This is a genomic window from Pedobacter africanus (assembly GCF_900176535.1).
GTDB classification, from domain to species: Bacteria; Bacteroidota; Bacteroidia; order Sphingobacteriales; family Sphingobacteriaceae; genus Pedobacter; species Pedobacter africanus.
Window position 1 is genome coordinate 3,347,343 of the sequence record NZ_FWXT01000001.1, and the last position, 20,168, is coordinate 3,367,510.

The 20,168-nt window shown below is 44.5% G+C and carries 19 protein-coding genes; 11 read left to right on the forward strand and 8 right to left on the reverse strand.

Annotated elements, in window-relative coordinates; all coding sequences use genetic code 11:
- Positions 1-64 precede the first annotated feature (64 nt).
- The 3 genes from gcvP to B9A91_RS13980 form a co-directional block, all read right to left on the reverse strand.
- Positions 65-2,947, reverse strand: coding sequence for an aminomethyl-transferring glycine dehydrogenase (gene gcvP / locus B9A91_RS13970; RefSeq protein WP_084239435.1), 2,883 nt, complete (start codon positions 2,945-2,947; stop codon positions 65-67).
- Positions 2,948-3,038: 91 nt separating this feature from the next.
- Complete coding sequence (locus B9A91_RS13975) at positions 3,039-3,611, reverse strand: hypothetical protein (protein ID WP_084239436.1); 573 nt, start codon at positions 3,609-3,611, stop codon at positions 3,039-3,041.
- Positions 3,612-3,621: 10 nt separating this feature from the next.
- Positions 3,622-4,341, reverse strand: a complete 720-nt coding sequence (locus tag B9A91_RS13980; protein ID WP_084239437.1) for a pyridoxine 5'-phosphate synthase — start codon at positions 4,339-4,341, stop codon at positions 3,622-3,624.
- Positions 4,342-4,370: 29 nt separating this feature from the next.
- Here B9A91_RS13980 and B9A91_RS13985 point away from each other — a divergent pair, with 29 nt between their 5' ends.
- Positions 4,371-5,936, forward strand: coding sequence for a mechanosensitive ion channel family protein (locus B9A91_RS13985; RefSeq protein WP_084239438.1), 1,566 nt, complete (start codon positions 4,371-4,373; stop codon positions 5,934-5,936).
- Positions 5,937-5,977: 41 nt separating this feature from the next.
- Positions 5,978-7,993 (forward strand): TonB-dependent receptor, encoded by a 2,016-nt coding sequence (locus B9A91_RS13990; protein WP_084239439.1) that lies wholly within the window; start codon positions 5,978-5,980, stop codon positions 7,991-7,993.
- Positions 7,994-8,062: 69 nt separating this feature from the next.
- Here the strand turns inward: B9A91_RS13990 and ahcY are convergent, their stop codons facing one another.
- Positions 8,063-9,379, reverse strand: a complete 1,317-nt coding sequence (gene ahcY / locus B9A91_RS13995) for an adenosylhomocysteinase (RefSeq protein ID WP_084239440.1) — start codon at positions 9,377-9,379, stop codon at positions 8,063-8,065.
- 143 nt (positions 9,380-9,522) lie between these two features.
- Between ahcY and B9A91_RS14000 the strand changes: the two genes are divergently transcribed.
- The 5 genes from B9A91_RS14000 (at position 9,523) to B9A91_RS14020 (ending at position 13,679) form a co-directional block, all read left to right on the forward strand.
- Positions 9,523-10,230, forward strand: coding sequence for a response regulator transcription factor (locus B9A91_RS14000; protein WP_084239441.1), 708 nt, complete (start codon positions 9,523-9,525; stop codon positions 10,228-10,230).
- Positions 10,214-11,593, forward strand: a complete 1,380-nt coding sequence (locus tag B9A91_RS14005; RefSeq protein ID WP_084239442.1) for a HAMP domain-containing sensor histidine kinase — start codon at positions 10,214-10,216, stop codon at positions 11,591-11,593. Before B9A91_RS14000 ends, B9A91_RS14005 begins: the two co-directional genes overlap by 17 nt.
- Positions 11,594-11,707: 114 nt before the next feature.
- Positions 11,708-12,190, forward strand: a complete 483-nt coding sequence (locus B9A91_RS14010; RefSeq protein WP_084239443.1) for a hypothetical protein — start codon at positions 11,708-11,710, stop codon at positions 12,188-12,190.
- Between the two features lie 25 nt (positions 12,191-12,215).
- The gene (locus B9A91_RS14015; RefSeq protein ID WP_084239444.1) at positions 12,216-13,145 is read left to right on the forward strand and encodes a bestrophin family protein; all 930 of its coding nucleotides are present in this window, start codon (positions 12,216-12,218) and stop codon (positions 13,143-13,145) included.
- 123 nt (positions 13,146-13,268) lie between these two features.
- Positions 13,269-13,679: a BrxA/BrxB family bacilliredoxin gene (locus tag B9A91_RS14020; RefSeq protein ID WP_084239445.1), complete on the forward strand. Its 411-nt coding sequence runs from the start codon at positions 13,269-13,271 to the stop codon at positions 13,677-13,679.
- A gap of 142 nt (positions 13,680-13,821) precedes the next feature.
- On the opposite strand, the gene cdaA is transcribed toward B9A91_RS14020, so the two are convergent.
- Together cdaA and folP are read right to left on the reverse strand one after the other, a co-directional pair.
- Entirely contained in the window at positions 13,822-14,613 is a 792-nt protein-coding gene (gene cdaA / locus B9A91_RS14025) for a diadenylate cyclase CdaA (RefSeq protein ID WP_084239714.1), read from the reverse strand.
- Between the two features lie 10 nt (positions 14,614-14,623).
- The gene (folP, locus tag B9A91_RS14030) at positions 14,624-15,487 is read right to left on the reverse strand and encodes a dihydropteroate synthase (protein ID WP_084239446.1); all 864 of its coding nucleotides are present in this window, start codon (positions 15,485-15,487) and stop codon (positions 14,624-14,626) included.
- A 72-nt stretch (positions 15,488-15,559) separates the two neighbouring features.
- Between folP and B9A91_RS14035 the strand changes: the two genes are divergently transcribed.
- From B9A91_RS14035 to B9A91_RS14050, 4 genes are read left to right on the forward strand one after another with little or no spacing between them, the layout of a single operon-like run.
- Positions 15,560-16,102: a DUF1599 domain-containing protein gene (locus B9A91_RS14035; protein ID WP_084239447.1), complete on the forward strand. Its 543-nt coding sequence runs from the start codon at positions 15,560-15,562 to the stop codon at positions 16,100-16,102.
- The gene (locus B9A91_RS14040; RefSeq protein WP_084239448.1) at positions 16,102-17,253 is read left to right on the forward strand and encodes a BT_3928 family protein; all 1,152 of its coding nucleotides are present in this window, start codon (positions 16,102-16,104) and stop codon (positions 17,251-17,253) included. Before B9A91_RS14035 ends, B9A91_RS14040 begins: the two co-directional genes overlap by 1 nt.
- Before the next feature lie 2 nt (positions 17,254-17,255).
- Positions 17,256-18,311: an ABC transporter permease gene (locus B9A91_RS14045; RefSeq protein WP_084239449.1), complete on the forward strand. Its 1,056-nt coding sequence runs from the start codon at positions 17,256-17,258 to the stop codon at positions 18,309-18,311.
- Between the two features lie 3 nt (positions 18,312-18,314).
- On the forward strand, positions 18,315-18,818 hold the full coding sequence (locus B9A91_RS14050) for a shikimate kinase (protein ID WP_084239450.1): 504 nt from the start codon (positions 18,315-18,317) through the stop codon (positions 18,816-18,818).
- Between the two features lie 2 nt (positions 18,819-18,820).
- Here the strand turns inward: B9A91_RS14050 and B9A91_RS14055 are convergent, their stop codons facing one another.
- Positions 18,821-19,276, reverse strand: coding sequence for a DoxX family protein (locus tag B9A91_RS14055; protein ID WP_084239451.1), 456 nt, complete (start codon positions 19,274-19,276; stop codon positions 18,821-18,823).
- Positions 19,277-19,356: 80 nt separating this feature from the next.
- Complete coding sequence (truA, locus tag B9A91_RS14060; protein ID WP_084239452.1) at positions 19,357-20,166, reverse strand: tRNA pseudouridine(38-40) synthase TruA; 810 nt, start codon at positions 20,164-20,166, stop codon at positions 19,357-19,359.
- Positions 20,167-20,168: the final 2 nt, after the last annotated feature.

Here is a 20,168-nt window from a genome sequence, read left to right on the forward strand (position 1 = left end):
TTATGGTCCTTTTGATATACTTAGAAGGTAAATATATCAAAGGTTTAGCTGAAATAAAAACTATTTATGCAAGACTTTCTTCCATGTAGCTTTCAATCGGAGGGCAGGCACATACCAGTGACCGGTCGCCAAACGAATCGTTAACCCTGCCTACTGATGGCCAGAATTTATAAGCGGCAACATATGGCAATGGGAAGGCAGCAGTCTGTCTGCTGTAGGTATGGTTCCAATCATCTCCGGTTACTACCGCAGCAGTATGTGGTGCATTTTTTAACGGATTGTCCGTTTTGTCCAGTTTGCCATCTTCAACTCCCGCAATTTCCTTACGGATGGCAATCAAAGCATCACAGAAACGATCAAGCTCATGCTTAGGCTCACTTTCAGTGGGTTCAATCATTAGCGTACCCGCAACAGGGAAAGATACAGTCGGTGCATGGAAGCCATAATCCATTAAACGTTTGGCAATGTCAACCACTTCAATGCCGAAATTTTTGAAGCCCCTGCAATCCAGGATCATTTCGTGTGCACAGCGTCCGTTTGCTCCCGAATATAAAACAGGGTAATGCTGCTCTAAACGCGCTTTCATGTAATTGGCATTTAAGATCGCGTAACGGGTAGCATTGGTTAAGCCATCAGCGCCCATCATTGCGATATAAGCGTGCGAGATCACCAGGATAGATGCCGAACCCCAAGGAGCAGAAGATACCGCATGGATAGATTTTTCGTTATTGATGTCTACAACCGCATGGCCAGGTAAATAAGGTGCCAGGTGTTTGGCTACTCCAATTGGTCCCATGCCAGGGCCACCGCCACCATGAGGGATGCAGAATGTTTTGTGCAGGTTTAAGTGACAAACGTCAGCACCGATATGGCCCGGACTGGTCAGCCCAACCTGTGCATTCATGTTTGCACCGTCCATATACACCTGTCCGCCATGCTCATGGATGATGTTACAGATGTCTACAATACTTTCTTCAAATACCCCATGTGTAGAAGGGTAGGTTACCATTAAACAGGAAAGATTTGCAGCATGCTCTTCAGCTTTCGCTTTCAGGTCATCTACATCTATGTTCCCATTTTCCATCGATTTAACGATCACGATCTTCATGCCTGCCATTGCAGCAGAAGCCGGGTTGGTACCATGTGCAGAGGAAGGAATCAAAGCAATGTTACGGTGGGCATCGCCACGGTCGTTGTGATAGGCCCGGATTACCATTAAGCCTGCATATTCACCTTGTGCGCCTGCATTTGGCTGAAGGCTCATCGCTGCAAAGCCAGTGATTTCACTTAACCATTTGTCCAGTTCATTAAACACAGTGTAGTAACCTGCTACCTGATCCGCAGGGGCAAATGGATGTATTTTCCCGAATTCAGGCCAGGTTACCGGGATCATTTCCGTAGTTGCATTCAGTTTCATGGTACAGGAACCCAATGCAATCATAGAGTGGCAAAGCGAAAGGTCTTTGGTTTCCAGCGATTTGATGTAACGCAGCATTTCATGCTCTGAATGGTGTGCGTTAAATATCGGGTGGGCCAGGTAAGCAGAGGTACGTTGTAATGCAGCAGGAATAACCGTTGCCAGGTTTTTGTCATCAGCCAGTTCAACTGCATCAGCAGCAATGGCTTTCACTTTTGAAAAAATCTTCACCAGCAGTTTAATATCTTCAAAAGAAGTGGTCTCATCCAATGCAATGGTAACGATGCTGCCATTGTAATGCAGGTTGATTTCGTTATCTATACATTCCCGGTGGATAGAATCCGCAAGATCACCCAAGTCCAGCTGGATGGTGTCAAAATAAGCTTTATTCAGTTGCTTATAGCCGATTTTTTCCAATGACTTAGCCAAAGTAACGGCCAGCCCATGTGTACGCTCGGCAATCAGCTTTAGGCCTTTTGGCCCGTGGTAAACGGCATAAAAGCCAGCCATAATGGCCAGTAAAGCCTGTGCGGTACAGATATTGGAAGTCGCTTTATCTCTGCGGATGTGCTGCTCCCTGGTCTGTAATGCCATGCGCAGCGCGTAATTGTTGTTGCTGTCTATCGTTACACCGATGATACGGCCTGGAATAGAACGTTTGTATTCATCTTTAGTGGCAAAATAAGCAGCATGTGGACCACCAAAGCCCATTGGAACACCGAACCGCTGAGTTGTACCCACCACTACATCAGCACCCCATTCTCCAGGGGGCGTAAGTAGGGTCAGGCTCAGCAAATCTGCCACAACTGTTACTTTTACATTTTTATCATGTGCTTTTTGTGCAAAACCGCTATAGTCAAATACCTCGCCATTTCCCGCTGGATACTGAATAATGGCACCAAAAAAATCTTCAGTAAGTTCAAAAGACTGGTGGTCGCCAATTACCAGCTCAATACCATAAGGATTGGCGCGGGTTTTTAGAATATCAATAGTCTGAGGAAACAGCAGTTCAGATACAAAGAATTTTGTAGCCTGCTGGTTCTTCTTTAAGCTGTATTGCATAAACATAGCTTCTGCCGCTGCGGTACCTTCATCCAGTAAGGAAGCATTGGCAATTTCCATCCCGGTAAGGTCAATTACCATGGTCTGGAAATTTAATAAGGCCTGTAAACGGCCCTGAGCAATCTCGGCCTGGTAGGGTGTATATTGCGTATACCATCCCGGGTTTTCCATTACATTACGTAAAATAACCCCCGGTGTAATGGTGTCGTAATAACCCTGACCGATATAAGATTTAAAAACTTTATTTAAAGAGGCTGTTTGTTTCAAGGCTGCCAGGTAGTCTGTTTCAGATTTGGCCTTAGGCAAATTCAGCGGCTGCGCTAACCTGATTTTTTGCGGAACAGTTTGTTCAATCAGTTCGTCAACAGAACCCACACCAATAGTGTGTAGCATTGCATTGGTATCCTGTGTGTTGGGTGCAATGTGGCGGTCTTTAAAGTCCTCTTTGTAATGAATATTTAAGCTCATGAAGTCTATGAATAAAAAGTTGCGCAAAGGTAATAAAAAATACCCTTAGCTTCAGTTAAAAAGACAGCATAAAACTTTAAGAAATTGGGTTTTATTCTCCGGAAACCGTCCAGCCTGATTCTTTTTTGAATTTCAGTTTAAAAGTTTTGGTTATAAAACTACTGCCTGTATTTTTGTCCTTGTAAAAAACACTGAATGCATTTTTGACTTTTTTGAGCATAACTGTAACTTTTGCAGTTTTGTTATTGCGCTTTTCCACATTGACAGGCTTGTCCTCGTCAAGCGTGTATTCAATTACTTTAACAGTGACTTTGTTTTCTTCCTGTTTCAGCACAAAAGGCTTTGATTTGTCTGTGAGGCTCAGCAGGTAGACATAGGCGCTGTCTTTAGACAGGAACTTTTTCTTTTGTTGCTGCAGTTCCATTTCTACAAAGCCCTTTTGTTCCAGCTCTTTATATTTTGCTAACTCCGTTTTGTCGCTTTTGCTTTTAAATTTCAATTCTCCGAGCTGCAGCTTTTCGGTTTCGTATACAGGGTTCGTTTTCAGGTAATCCGTTACAATAGCTGTTGCAGTTCCCTGATCTAAAACCGCATTGTTGCTGCAAGAGACAGCAAAAACAAGGAGTAAAAGGTATAAGCAGGCAGTTTTTTTTACGCTTTTCATAGGGGAGCCGTTAATGTTTTAATTGTTTCAGGTATAGCTGTATGGTGTTCTCCAGACCTAAATAGAGCGCGTCGCTGATCAGGGCATGGCCGATACTGACTTCCAGTAAACCCGGAATGCTCTGTGCAAAATACTTCAGGTTATGCAGGTCAAGATCGTGCCCGGCATTAATCCCCAGACCAAGTTCATTGGCCTTATGGGCTGCTGCAACATAAGGCAGTACCGCTTTCTCCCTGTTGTCGTAATAATTGTGTGCATAGGCTTCCGTATACAACTCAATCCTGTCCGTGCCGGTCAACACGGCCGCTTCAATCATTTCAACCACCGGGTCAACAAATATAGATACCCTGATGCCTTCTGATTTAAACAAGGCCACCATCTCTTTCAGGTATGCTGCATGCTTTATCGTGTCCCAGCCATGGTTGGATGTGAGCTGTCCCTCTGCATCTGGCACCAGGGTAACCTGGGCAGGTTTATTGGCCAGTGCCAGGTCTACAAATTTCTGCTCCCGGCAATTGCCTTCTATATTGAATTCGGTAGCAATTACGGCTTTCAGATCGTAAACATCCTGGTAGCGGATATGCCTTTCATCGGGGCGGGGGTGTACAGTGATCCCCTCTGCACCAAAGCGTTCGCAATCTAAGGCCACTTTAACAAGGTCCGGATTATTACCGCCGCGGCTATTGCGGAGCGTAGCTATTTTGTTGATATTTACAGATAGATGTGCCATGCACAAATATAAAATAAATAATCTTTCCCATGTCGATACGATCTCTCTTTGTTTTAATCCTGCTGACCGGCTGCTGCGGCCTTACCTATGCACAAAAGGATTCTGCCGCTTTTAAAGGTTATCCGGTCATTGCCCATTCAGATACACTATTTCATATCAGGAATAAACTGGGCTCCCTCTCGGCTCCCGAAAGGGCGCAGCGGACTTCCGGAAAGGTAGAGGCACTTGCCGAAGATCTGCTGTTTGTGCCGGACTCCCTGGTTACCGAGAACGACTCGTCGCTGGTAGCCATCGTTTACAAGGGGAATGTTTTATTAAGTTTGTCAAAGGCCGACGCGGATTCGGTAAAGATGGACAGGGAAGTGATGGCAAAAGCTTACCAGGAGATCATCATTAACAATATTCATAAATATAAAAGTGAAACTGACCTGACCGAATTGCTCAAGCGTGCAGGGCTGGGCCTGCTTATCCTGTTTGTGCTTGGCCTCTGTATCTATTTCCTCAACAAGTATTCAAACCGTTTTAATGCCTGGCTGCGTGTAAAACTGCATCAGAAGATCGTGGGTTTTAAGATTAAAAACTACGAACTTATCAACAGGAAAAATGAGTTGCTGCTGATCAGTAAGCTGCTGAACCTGGTTAAGTTCATCGTGATCATTATCCTGATCTATCTTACCCTGCCCGTTGTATTCCGGCTTTTTCCCTGGACAAAGCCCTGGAGCGATAGCCTGATCGGCTTTGTGCTTAACCCGCTAAAGAACATATTCCAGGGGATCATAGATTTTATCCCGAAACTCATCACAATCGCTGTTGTGGTAATGGTATTTCATTACATCAAAAAGGCAATTAAATTCCTGTCCGATGAAATTGAGGCTGAAAAGTTAAAGATCAATGGTTTTTACCCGGATTGGGCAAAACCAACTTTTAATATCGTTCGGATAGTCCTGAATGCCTTTATGCTTGTGGTAATCTGGCCATTTATTCCCGGCTCCAATTCCGAAATATTTAAAGGGGTATCTGTTTTTTTAGGTCTGCTGATCTCCTTTGGCTCCTCCTCCGCCATCAGCAACGGGGTGGCGGGAATGGTTATCACCTATATGCGGCCTTTCAAAATCGGGGATATTGTAAAGATTGGTGATACTACAGGTGCTGTGCAGGAAAAGTCGCTGCTGGTAACACGCATCCTGACTTTCAAAAATGAAGTCATTACCATTCCGAATAGTGCAATATTAAATGGCAATACCATAAATTACAGCAGTATGGCCAACCAAGACGGTCTGGTGCTGCACACTACAGTCACCCTGGGCTATGATATCCCCTGGACAACTGCCCATGAACTGCTCATTCAGGCGGCCATGACTTCCGAAGGTGTGATCAAAGAGAAAAAACCTTTCGTGCTGCAAACCAGCCTGGAAGACTGGTACGTTTCTTACCAGCTCAACGCCTACATCGACAACCCTAAGAGAATGCCCGCCATTTATTCAGAAATTCATAAAAACATTCATATTGCATTTGATGAAGCAGGGGTAGAGATGATGTCGCCGCATTACCAGGCCATCAGGGACGGGAATGCAAGTACGGTGACAAATCCATAAAAAAATGTAAAATATTTTTACTTTTGCCGAAAAAACCACTCATGAAAAGAACGCTCCTGTTATCAGCGGCAATGTTATGCACGGCAGTGGCCTTTGCTCAAAGTCCTGCCCAGCCATTTTCCGGCAAAAACATATGGAACGACCGACCTGATGTCATCATCAAGGCCGAAGAACTGAAAAATTTTCCCGGCGCCGAGCTCGCTGAAATGTTATACGGCCGTTTGCCCGGATTAGATCAACTCAATGCCGGCGGATTAACGGTAACTTTTATTGTTGATGGAGTGGTATGGCCAGGGGCCGATGCCCTGAGCATTCACAATATTGAAGAGATTGCCTATTATCGCGGGGGCCTTAACAGTAAACTTGGCATTCAAAATATCAGTACAGGCGGGGTAATATATATCACTACCAAAACCGCGGCCTTTAAACAGCCCCTTGGCCTGACTTTTAACACTTTGCTGGGGGCCAATAGCCTGAAAACAAACGACAATAAAGATCATTCTACTTTTCAAAGTTATCAGGCTGCATTAGCACAGGGAACGGATAAGTTTGCCTGGCGTGCCGCAGCAGTTTACAACCGGAATGCGAGGAACCTGACCAGGTTTGATTTTATGAACCAGTTTCAATTGAATGCCGATCTCAGGTTCAGCCCCTGGAGTTGGATAGAGCTGGGACTAAAAACAAATTATGCCCCGGCAAAGGGGGATTCCCCGATTGATACAGACCCCGTTTCTGGCTTGGAAAAGCAATTAAAAAACAAGCAGGATAATTGGAATGGATCATTTTACCTGAAAGTGGAGCCACTGAAAGGCCTTCTAAATGAAACACGCCTGCAAAAGCAGCGTATCATCGCTGATTTCGATAGCTACACTGTATCAGCAAATGGCTCCAATGATGGTACACGCAATTATCAAACGAACCTTTTGCATTCCAGCTATAAGAATTTGACCGCCCTGAATAACCTCAGTTACAGTTTTAACCTCCATAAAGAGCAGATCAAAGCAAAAGCAAGTGCTATCTTCCAGTACAATCATATGAAATCAAAGTCAGATTTCAGTATGGCTTCCTACAGGAGTAAAACAGGCTGGGCGGGGGCTGTCAGCCCTGAGATGTCGAATACCCAGATGATGGAAACAGGCGCCAGGAGTTATGGCCTGGTTGGAGACCTTTCTTTGGATTTCTACAATATACTTTCACTAAAGGCCGGGGTTAGAAGGGATAGTTATACACAAGGCAATATCGGGCGCGCTTTTTATGCACCATACTTTTATGGGGGGCTGAGTTTAAAGCAGCTTGTGCTGAAAGATGTAAAAGCGGTGAACGATTTTCTGGTTTTTGGGAGTTACGGACAATATCATGCTGATGCCCCTCTTGATTTGAACACCGGGGCGGGGATAACAGGTACTGGAATGACTACGATAAGTGGTGATTTTGCAGAATCGAATAAGAGCAGCATGGAAAGTTTTGGTGCAAAGCTAATGCTGTTTGACCGGGTAACCATTGGCGGGGACTGGTATAGGAACGATCACTACGTTGTAATGTTACTCCCGGTAAGCCCTGGATATATTTATGTCGATTTGCCTGCTGAATACAGCAACTGGAGGATATGGGCTAATGCAGAAGTATTTAGGAGTACTGCGTTCAAGTGGAACATGGGGCTTAATATATTTAAAAACAATACTAAAATCGACCTGGCTTCAGCAGGGATTATGTTGAAAAACGATCCGAATGCCTCAGCAGCACTTCAGACCGGAATGCAGCAGAATTTTTCTTATGCAAATTTTTCGCTGAACATAAATGGCAATGCCTATTTTGATCACCTTGTTTTTAAAACAGAAGGTACAAATACCGGTGTTCAGGTTATTGCAAATAAAGCTGATTTCATTAACCTCAATTACTTGTCTTTTGGTTATAATTTTAAAGGGAAGTTAAGGCCCAAGGCCTGCAAAAGTTTAAATGTAAGCCTGGTTGCAAGGAACCTGGTACAAGAGAGAAAAAACGTCCAGGATAACCCGGGTTCCAAAACAATAGGCTTTGCCATAAATGCAGGTTTTTAAAGCGGAACAATCCAAATAAAAAAAGCGTTGCAAATCCTGCAACGCTTTTTTTATGTTAATCTGTTTGGATTAGTACCTGTAGGCTTCCGGTTTAAACGGACCTTCTACAGGAACGCCAATATAATCGGCCTGGTGCTGATCCAGTACATCCAGTTCCACACCAATTTTAGCCAGGTGTAAACGGGCAACTTTTTCGTCCAGGTGCTTAGGCAATACATAAACCTTGTTCTCGTATTTTTCCGGGTGCATCCAAAGCTCCAACTGTGCCAGCGTCTGGTTGGTAAAGGAGTTTGACATTACAAAACTCGGGTGACCGGTTGCACAGCCTAAGTTTACCAAACGGCCTTCGGCCAATAAGATGATATCCTTACCGTCAATGGTATATTTATCTACCTGAGGTTTGATCTCTACTTTGGTATCGCCGTAGTTCTTGTTTAACCAGGCAACATCAATTTCATTGTCGAAGTGGCCAATATTACAAACGATGGTTTTATCCTTCATGGCTTTGAAGTGCTCAGCACGAACGATATCGCAGTTACCGGTAGTGGTTACCACAATGTCGGCTTCTTTAACGGCAGTAGCAAATTTCTTTACTTCATAACCTTCCATGGCGGCCTGCAGGGCACAGATCGGGTCAATTTCTGAAACGATCACACGCACACCCTGTGAGCTTAAAGATTCTGCAGAACCTTTACCCACATCGCCATAACCGGCAACAACAGCTACTTTACCAGCCATCATCACATCAGTTGCCCTGCGGATCGCGTCAACCAGCGACTCGCGGCAGCCGTATTTATTGTCAAATTTAGATTTGGTAACAGAGTCGTTTACATTGATGGCAGGTAAATGCAAAGTGCCATTTTTCATGCGCTCATATAAACGGTGTACACCTGTAGTGGTTTCTTCAGATAAACCTTTGATACCGGCAATCAGTTCAGGGAACCTGTCGAATACCATATTGGTTAAATCGCCTCCATCATCAAGGATCATATTTAAAGGCTTACGCTCCGGACCGAAATGTAAAGTCTGTTCAATACACCAGTCAAAGCTTTCTTCATCTAAGCCTTTCCATGCATACACCTGGATACCTGCAGCAGCAATAGCAGCAGCAGCGTGGTCCTGTGTAGAGAAAATGTTGCAAGACGACCAGGTCACTTCTGCACCAAGTTCTACTAAAGTTTCAATTAAAACCGCAGTCTGGATGGTCATGTGTAAGCATCCTGCAATGCGGGCACCTTTTAAAGGTTTTGATGGTCCGAATTCTTCACGCAATGACATTAATCCGGGCATTTCTGCCTCTGCCAGCCCGATCTCCTTGCGGCCCCATTCTGCCAGTGAAATGTCCTTAACTTTGTAAGGAACATAAGTTGTCTCTACTGATGACATATTTTTTTGTTTAAATGAACTGCAAATTTACAGCATTTGCCGGTCAATAACAAAAGCTTACACTTAAGTTCCTTGGTCATTGAAAAGTAAAGTGTGAAAAATCAAACCCTACTTTATATTTCTTGTTATATTTTCAAAAATATATGAAGGGTTCGAAGATATTGCTGATTGAGGATACACCGGATCTGGTGTCTGTCATTTTAAGAGGGCTTAGCGAAGAAGAGGTAGAAGTCAGTGTGGCTGCAGATGGGGTGACAGGTCTTGAGATGGCCTTTAAATATGATTTCGACCTGATTGTACTGGATATTATGTTACCCGTTATGAATGGGATCCAGGTCTGTAAAGAGGTTAGAAAACGCAACGCAGAGATCGCTATTTTGATGCTTACAGCACTGGGCAGCACGGAAAATATTGTTACAGGCCTGGAAAGCGGGGCCGACGACTATCTCGTTAAACCATTTAAGCTTGAAGAGCTGGTCGCCCGTATGCGGACCCTGATCCGACGGAGCCGTAAGCAAATTACCTTTACAGACCGGATAAGTATAGCCGATCTTGAGATCAATACGGCTTCTAAAATGATCACCAAAGCGAACCAGCCGGTAAACCTCACTGCCACAGAGTACCGTTTGCTCGAATACCTGCTCAAAAATCAGAATAAAGTGCTTTCGCGAATTCAAATCCTCGAAAATGTCTGGGATATCGATTTCAATATGGGAACCAACGTAGTGGATGTTTACATCAACTATTTGCGAAAAAAAATTGATAATGATAAGGGCCCCAAACTCATTCATACTGTTTTTGGGATGGGCTACATCTTAAAAGAAGAAATGCCAAATGAAATTTCAAAATAAGCTCACCCTCTTATTTTTTTTCATTGGCACGATCGGACTCATCTTTTTCCATGCCGCCATCTTTTATTTTGTGTCCGATTTTAACTTTGAAGATTTCTTTAAGCGCCTGCAGGCCAGGGCCAGACTTGCAGCAGAAATCAATATCAATCCCAATGGGAAGTCGGCAGTAACCCAGGAAATGCGTAACCGCTACCTGGAAAAGATGGAAGATGAACAGGATTTCATCATCAAGGTAGATACGCTAAAGCGCATGCAGTTCGAAAGGCCCATCAACCTTCCCGAAAATTTTTATAAAACCATTGTTTCCAAAGGGAATGCCCGCTACAATAAAGACAATCGATTCTATTACGGGCAATTGTTCGGAACCAAAAGCGGCAACTATATCGTAGTAGTGGCGGCTTCCGATCCATCAGGCTTTCATGAGCTGGAAACGCTTAGGAAGGTTCTGCTTCTGGTCTTTGCAGTCGCTGTGCTCCTCACTTACATTGCCGGCCGCGTATTTTCGCATTATTCAGTAATGCCGCTACGCAACCTGATCCGCAACGTGCAAAATATCTCCGCAAATAACCTTCACCTCCGGCTGGAAGAGCTTAAAGGAAATGACGAAATGGCTGAACTTGTGCTTACCTTTAACAATATGCTTAATCGGCTCGAGACCGCCTTTTCTACCCAGAATAATTTTGTCAGTAATGCCTCTCATGAGTTAAAAACCCCACTGGCAATCATCATTGCAGAAATACAAATTATGCTGGCGCAGCAAAAAATGGCGCCTGATACTGAAGCCTCTGCAAGGGTAATCCTGTCACATGCCGAGAAATTAGGCCACATCATCACCAGTTTACTTGGCCTTGCCCAGACCGGCTTTGACGGGAAAAAACAAAACTGGCAGAAGATCCGTATCGATGAACTCATCATGACCGTTGCAGACTCTGTAAAAAAAATAGATCCTGAAAGTATCATTCAGATCGACTTTTCTTCGCTCCCTGCCGATGAAAGCGAACTTTATACGGAGGGAAATGTCAATCTGCTGCAACTGGCACTAAGTAACATTCTGGGCAATGCCTGTAAATATTCCAACAATCAGCCAGTCGAAATTAAACTAAGGTTTGAGAACAGGCGCATTGTGATTGCGATAACCGATCATGGGATAGGAATACCCGAAAATGAACAACAGCATATTTTTGAGCCTTTTTTTAGGGCATCTAATACCAGCGATTTTGAAGGGCATGGAATAGGCCTTCCACTTACACTCAACATCATCCGCTTGCATAAGGGCACCATAGGCATACGCTCAGAAGAGCAGATCGGTACCGAAATAAAGATTATTTTACCTGTTTCTAATGAAATTCTAATAAGTAGTTAGTTTTAAGGCCTCAATTTCTAATGAAATTCTAACCAGGTTCTTATCAGCGCTTAATAACTGTGGGATAATATTGTATCAATAAATAATTGATCATTAACCCTTTAATACAAAGTTATGAAAACTATCCTGATTCCAACCGATTTTAATGCCTCAGCCTTAAATTGTATACCCAACCTCTGCGCCGGAATCGACGAAAAGGAGTTGAATATTATTTTCGTTCATTTGTTCAGGTTATCAGATTCGGTTGCGGACCTGCTGATGCTCTCCAGAAGATCAAAAGAATTTGAATATATAGGTGATGATTTTCACCAGGGATGCCGGGAGTTGAAATCAGCTTTTCCCGTTATTAAGTCTGTAAGGATCGAATTTTTCTACGGCAGTACGCTGAGGATGTTCAAAAACTTCCTGGATGCGCAGGCGGTAGATGGTATCCTGCACCCCGATTTCTGGAACTGTGAAAAACTGAACAAAAATAGCATCAACCCTTCTGACCTGATTGCAAAATCAGGTCTGCCAGCAGTTACCATTTTAAAAAAACACGAAAAAATAAGTCCGGAAACTACTCCCGTATTGGAAGAGGAACTTATGGTAGTCTAATCGATCATCTTTAAGAATCTGCATTATGCTGTTAAAAGAAAACATTCCCGCTAAATATATTTTCGGTAAAATAGGAAAGGAAATGATGACGGTAGCCTTGTATGCTACACTGATTACAGTACTGTATAACAATTTTCATGTCACCAGGATTTCCATTCCTATCGCGGTACCCACCATCCTGGGTACAGTTATCTCCTTATTACTGGCTTTCAAGTCTAACCAGGCCTACGATCGATGGTGGGAGGCGCGTACCATCTGGGGCGCTATTGTGAACGATTCCAGGTCGCTGACCCGCCAATTGCTCACTTTTGTTGACAACCCCTATGCGGCCGACGATGAAAAGGCTTTTTGCGAACGCCTGGCAAAGCGGCAAATTGCCTGGTGCCATGCCCTTAGCAAACATTTACGAAAACAAAACCCACTGGAGGGATTGTCACGGCTAATCAGTGCCGATGACCTGCAATACCTGAAAAATTATGCCAACGTTCCCCTGGCACTACTGGAATTGCAGGGAAACGATCTTCGTAATGCCTTAAAGTTAGGTTGGATCAACGAATACCAGCAGGTACAAATGGATAAGACGCTTAGCAATTTTTCAAACCAGATGGGCGGTTGTGAGCGGATCAAGAATACCGTCTTTCCGGTAACTTACAGCGTTTACATCCACTTTTCTATCATTCTTTTCGTCATGTTGTTGCCTTTCGGGCTCATAGAAGTTTTTGCTTACGCTACTATTCCATTGGTAATCGCTATTGCCTGTTCATTCTTTCTTATCGAAAAGATGTCCATTCACCTCCAGGATCCTTTTGAGAACAAGCCAACAGATACACCTACAACAACCATCTGTACTACAATTGAACGCGATATTAAGCAAATGCTGAAAGAGAACTACAGGCAGGAAGAAAAGCTGGCTTCCTATAGTCCAGGCAAAGCTAAAATGTATTATATACTTTAACACGGCATTGCCAGGTCATCATCGAAAGGTAAAAAAGCCCTGCCGGCCGCTTAATACTTTGATGCTAGCCAGAAGTGCTGTACCTTTGTAAGGTAAAACAGAAATCAAAAAAAGCATAAAGATATGTATCCAGAATATTTAGTTGAACCAATGCGTGCAGAACTTACCAAAGTAGGTTTTGAAGAATTGAAAACAGCAGAAGAGGTAGATCAGGCACTTGCTGGCGAAGGCACGGTGTTCGTGGTTGTAAACTCAGTGTGCGGTTGTGCTGCAGCTAACGCACGTCCGGCAGCAAGACTGGCTGCTGCTAACGAAAAACACCCTGATAAACTGGTGACCGTTTTTGCTGGCATGGAAAAAGAAGCAGTGGACAGGGCCAGAGGTTATATGATGCCTTTCCCTCCATCTTCGCCTTCCATGGCATTATTTAAAGATGGAAAACTGGTACACATGATCGAGCGTCACCAGATCGAAGGGCGTCCGGCACAAATGATTGCCGATAGTTTAATCGGTGCATTTGACCAGTACTGCTAAACAAAAGGCCGAAAAAAAATAAAAAGACTGCAATGAATTCAATTGCGGTCTTTTTTATGTCCTATACTTTAAGCATCATGCTATAGAAAAAGTATGCGTTCTCTGAGCAGGCAGAGTATGCTTACTTTTTCCCTCAAAAAAATTAATAATCTTTATTCAGCAGCTTCTCCAGCTCCCCAAAAGAAACATTCATCCTTACCCGGCCCTGCTTGGCATAGGCTATTTCACCTGTTTCCTCAGAAATGATTACCGCAACCGCGTCCGTAGTTTCCGAAACACCAATACCAGCCCTGTGGCGCAAACCAAACTGAGGCGGTAGCTTATCATTATCCGTTAAAGGCAAAATACAGCTCGCACTTTTGATCTTGTTCTCCGCAATTACCACTGCGCCGTCGTGCAATGGACTATACTTCTGGAAGATGCTCTCCAGCAAACGCTTGGAGATCTTGGAATCTATCATTTCACAGCTGTTGGCAAACAGCTGGTCGTCGTAAAATTTAACAAATACAATCAAGGCCCCGGTCCTGGACTTTTTCATGCTCTTACAGGCATCGATAATAGGCTTTATGCGGATCAGGTTGTTCTGCTCAATGTTCTTGCTGCCAAACAGGTAACCCCACCAGGCCTTGTTCTGCTGCAAAAAGGTATTCTTGCCAATCAATAGTAAGAAACGCCGGATCTCCGGCTGGAAGATCACGATCAGTGCAATGATGCCCACACTCATGAACTGGTTGATGATGGTCGACAGCAGGCGCATATGCAATGCATCCACCACCCAGTAAATGATGAGGATAATGAGCATCCCCAGCAGCAGGTTTACTGCAAGCGTATTTTTAATCAGGTTGTAAATATAATAGATCAGGAGTGCAACAAAAATAATGTCTGCCACATCTGTAAAAGATACCCTAAGGAAATCAAAATCAAAGCCTTTCATTGATGCCAAGTTAGGAATTTTTTTGCTGCGTTTTCCGGAATAAAGCAATGCACTCTGCTGCCGCCCTTACATCATGGACCCTTAGAATGTTTGCCCCTTTCATCAGGGCAATGGTATTGAGGGCGGTCGTGCCGTTTAAAGCATCTTCAGGTCCGCCGCCTAAAAATTTATAGATCATAGACTTTCTGGACAGGCCAGTCAATACCGGCAGTTCAAAAATATCCAGGTCATGCAGCTGCCGCAGCAGTTCATAATTCTGGTCGAGCGTTTTTGCAAAGCCGAAGCCAGGGTCAAGGATAATGTCCTTCAGCCCAAGTTTTTTTAATATATAAAGCTTTTTCGAAAAATAAGAGACAATCTCCACCATCATATCCTGGTAATTCGTCTGTTGCTGCATGGTTTGTGGTGTACCCCTCATGTGCATCATGATGTACGGAACATTTAAGCCAGCTACAGTTTCAAACATTGCTTCATCCATTTCGCCAGCCGAAATGTCGTTGATCATGTGCGCACCCGCCTCTACAGCAGCCCTGGCAACGCCAGCCCTGAAAGTATCGATGGAAAGCAGGATATCCGGAAAATCTCTGCTGATGGCCCCGACGGCTTTAACTATCTTTTCGGTTTCCTCCTCTGTACTTACATCTGCCGCGCCAGGCCTCGAAGAATAGGCGCCGATGTCGATAAACATTCCGCCTTCTTCGATGATTTCAGCAGCACGTATTAATGCCAGGTCAACTGTATCCATACGGCTTTTGCTGTAAAAAGAATCCGAAGTCAGGTTCAGTATACCCATAACAGCCGGAACAACCAGGTCAACCAGTCTGCCTTTTACGTTTAATGTTGTCTTTCGGTTTAAAAATGTATCTTTAGCCATTGTTTCAATGCAAACTTAGGCAAAAAAATGTTTGGCTATTGAAACAGCTTTAAACTAAATATTTTAATTGTTTTGGCAGCAAATACAGCTCAGGAATTCGACTCGGTTATAGCGGTATGCAGATCGCTTTTTTTAAAGAAAACAAAAGATTATGGAACCGCATGGCGCATTTTGAGGCCGGCTTCTATTACCGATCAGATCTTTATCAAGGCACAGCGCATCCGCACCCTCGAAGAGAAAAAAATCTCTAAAGTAGGGGAAGACATCAGCTCAGAATATATCGGTATCATCAATTATTGTATCATCGCCATGATGCAGCTGGAACTGGATGAAAATGACCCCATGGAACTGGATGTTCAGGCTGTAGAATCCGTATACGATCAGAAGGTACAGGAAACCAAAGAACTCATGTTCAATAAGAACCACGATTACGGCGAGGCCTGGAGGGATATGCGTATCAGTTCTTTGACCGACCTCATCCTGATGAAAATACTGCGGGTGAAGCAGATTGAAGACAACCAGGGCCAGACCCTGGCTTCCGAAGGCGTAAATGCCAACTACCAGGACATGTTAAATTATTCCGTTTTTGCACTAATTAAATTGGGGGTACAGTAATGAGGAAGATTGCCACAAACTTTTCAAGGATATTTGTAGGTGTCCTTTTCATATTTTCAGGATTGATCAAAGCCAATGACCCGCTGGGTTTCGGCTATAAATTGCAGGAGTATTTTGATGTATTCCACATGTCCTTCCTCGGGGGCATGGCTACCGGAATCGCGATATTGTTATGTGTACTGGAAATCGTACTGGGTGCATTGTTGTTGTTTGGCTTCTGGAGTAAAAAGGTAACAGGCGGGCTGCTGGCCATCATTGTCTTTTTCACATTTCTCACCTTTGTATCTGCCGCTTTCAAGGTGGTTACTTCCTGCGGCTGTTTTGGCGACGCCATACCACTTACACCATGGCAGTCCTTTTCAAAGGACCTGGTACTGCTGGTGCTGATTATTTATCTGTTCATCAACAGGGCTAGCATTAAGCCCGTTACCAACAATTCAAAAGTACAGCAAGGCCTGTTTGCCCTGGTAACACTGGCATCCCTGGGCTTTGGCATCTTCACTTACAGCACCCTGCCTGTGCTGGATTTCCTGCCTTATAAAGTAGGGGCAAACCTGCCTCAGCTCATGAAGATCCCCGAAGGTGCCAAAGGCGATGAGTATGCCATCATGTATAAAATGAGCAACAAAAAGACCGGCGAAAAAAAGGTAATGAGCGATAAGGATTACCTGAAAACCGAGATCTGGAAAGATGAAAACTGGGAGATCGTAGGTAATCCCGATAAAGTGCTGGTAAAAAAGGGTTATGAGCCTAAGATCAAAGACCTGGTTATCAATGATGCTTCAGGCACAGACTATACCAAAGAACTGATAGAGAACCCTTTCTATAACCTCATCATTGTGGCTTATAACCTGGATGAAACCAATGAAAACGCAGTGGCCAAACTCAATGCCCTGGCGCTTAATGCTGCCCAGCAGTACAACATCAGAACGGTACTGCTTACCTCCAGCTCGGCGCAGCGTGCAGATGCCTTCAGCAAAAACATGAAACTCTTTGCGGAAGTCTTTTATGCTGATGCTGTACCACTGAAAAGTATGGTGAGATCGAGTCCGGGCGTATTGCTGCTGAAAAATGGGGTAGTGGTCAACAAATGGCACTACCATACCGTTCCTTCATTCGATAAGCTGTCCGAAGAATATTTCAGTAAATAAAGATGCTGCGCTACGCCCTTAAAAAGTTCCTGTATGGACTCGCCGTGATGGCAGGGGTGGTAGTTGTGGTTTTCATCCTGTTTAACATTTTGCCCGGAGATCCGGCAAGAATGACCATGGGGCAACGCTCAGATGTTTCTTCGCTGGAAGCAGTAAGGAAAGAATTTGGCCTCGACAAATCAAAGCCCGTACAGTTCTTCCTTTACCTGAACGATCTTTCGCCTATAGGTTTTCATGAAAATACAGCCGAGGCCAGAGAAAAATACCATTACGTAAAACTCTTTTCTGTGGGAGAAAATGTACTGGCCCTCAAATTACCATACCTCCGGCGTTCTTATCAAACCAAAAGGGACGTGACCGCCATCCTGTCAGAAACAGTTCCCAATACCTTTATACTGGCGCTCACGGCCATAATATTTGCCACCATAATCGGGGTGTTCCTGGGCGTGCTGTCAGCCATCCACAAAGATACCTGGGTCGATAAAGCCGCTAATTCCTTTGCCATCCTGGGCATATCCGCACCCTCTTTTTTTGCGGGGATCATCATTGCCTGGTTGTTTGGCTTTGTATTGAGCGATTATACAGGACTCAACATGTCGGGCAGCCTTTATAGTTATGACCCTTTTAAAGGGGAGATTATGACCTGGAAGAACCTCTGGCTTCCCATGCTCACCCTGGGCTTAAGGCCCCTGGCCATTATTGTCCAACTTACCCGCAGTGCCATGCTCGATGTGCTGGCGCAGGATTATATCCGCACCGCCAGGGCCAAAGGGCTGGGCCGAAATGCCATCATTTATAAGCACGCTTTAAAAAATGCTTTAAACCCTGTAATTACTGCTATTTCAGGCTGGTTTGCTTCCCTGCTTGCAGGCTCTTTCTTTGTAGAATACATATTTGGTTACAACGGACTGGGGCGTACTACAGTCAACGCCCTCGAAATGTCCGACTTCCCCGTAGTCATGGGTTCCATTCTTTTCATTGCGCTGGTATTTGTAATTATTAATATTTTGGTAGACGTTTTATATGCCTTTGTTGATCCAAGGGTAAAATTAGCTTAAGTAATGAGGATATTTCTGATCGGGTTTATGGGCTCCGGTAAAAGCACAATGGGGAAAAAACTTGCTACAAAGCTGGGGTACGACTTTATTGATCTGGATCACGAGATCGAAAAACAAATTGGCACATCCATAAGCGATTATTTTGGCAGTCATGGTGAAGCCGCATTCCGGGAGTTGGAAAGCCAGAGCCTTAAGAACTTCGCTTATCCCCAGAATGCTGTTGTTGCCACAGGTGGTGGCACACCCTGCTTTTTCGACAACATGGACTGGATGAATGCCAGCGGTACATCCATGTATATTGAAATGCCCCCTGCTGCACTGGCAAAAAGGCTCGAAGGCGGTAAAGAAAAAAGGCCCCTGTTAAGGGATCTTGATGAAGCCGGGATGATCGCTTTTATAGAAAGCAAGCTCTCAGAGCGCGAAAGCTTTTATAAACGCGCCACCATCATTATTAACGGGATCAACCTCAATGCCGACGCAATGAGGGCTGCCATACTCAATAGCTAAGGTTACCTGTGGAGGTTGGGCCTTTTCTTCATCACCTGGTCCACAGAAAAAGGACCCGAGCCCACTACCCAGAACAATACCAGTAACAGCAGCACAATAATAGACAACCACAACTCACTGTTCAGTGCCGAAAAGCCCCGGGCCAGGTTCACAAAAAACACAGCACATAACAGGATAGGGATCTGGATCACTGCAGCAAAACGGGTAAGCAAACCAATTGCAATCAGCAGTCCGCCCACAAGGTGTACAAAGCCGATAATGTGAATGGCCAGGCTCCACATCATGCCCGAAAACCCAAAAGTGTTGTTTTGCAGCAGCATATCCTGCAATGAGTTGGTGTTGCTTACAATGGCAATACCCTTGCTGAAGATCAGGATGCCCAAAACAATGCGGATCACATCCAGCCATTTGGCATGGTGCACATCACCCCAGCGCTCAATTTTTTGAATAACTGTCATAAAGAATACTTCATTTTAGCGAAGTCCCCTATTAAAGTTAACGAAAAGCAGTGACAATAACAACAATAAAAACCAGGTACTTACAGCTGATGCCAGCTCAGTTCGGCCTCATTTTGCAATATCGACGAAAACTCCGGCCTGGGTGGCAGGTTCAGGTACGGATAGCTTACTTTCGATAAATAAAGGCCCTGGGGATGGGCAGGATTGAGCATTTCCGGTGTCCGCTTTTCAATCAGGTAGTTTTCAAATTCATCTACACTCTGTTCCCCTTTACCAATTCTTAACAGCTGCCCCATAATGATGCGGATCATCCTGCTCAGGAACCTGTTGGCCGAGATCTGAAAACGCAGTTTGTCGCCCCGCTCATTAACATACAGGCTGGCTGTCATTACCTTACAGCGGGTATGCTCGTATTTATCCGGACTGGTACAGAAAGGCCTGTAGTCCCTGTACTGGGGCAGTAGCGCTACCGCCTGCTTCATTTTATCAAAGTCCAGTTTGTCCAGCAGGTAAAATGAACTCAGGTTGCTTAAAAAAGGGTCTTTATAGGTATGCAGAAAATAATCGTAGGAACGCAGTACCGCATCAAAGCGGGCATGCCGGTGTGCTGCTACCGGGATGATGTCAAATACTGCGATGCTGTGCGGCAGCAGTTTGTTCATGCGGAAAACCAGGTCGAAATCCCATTCCTGCTCCATGTCCATATGGAAGAAAAACTGGCTGGCATGTACACGGGTGTCCGTCCGTCCGCAGCCAATAATGCCCACAGGCATTTTGAACACATCGCTCAATGTCTTTTCCAGGACCGCCTGTACGCTTGTTAACCCGGGCTGTTTCTGCCAGCCATTGTAAACGAGCCCGTTATAAGCTATATGAACAAAATACCTCATCT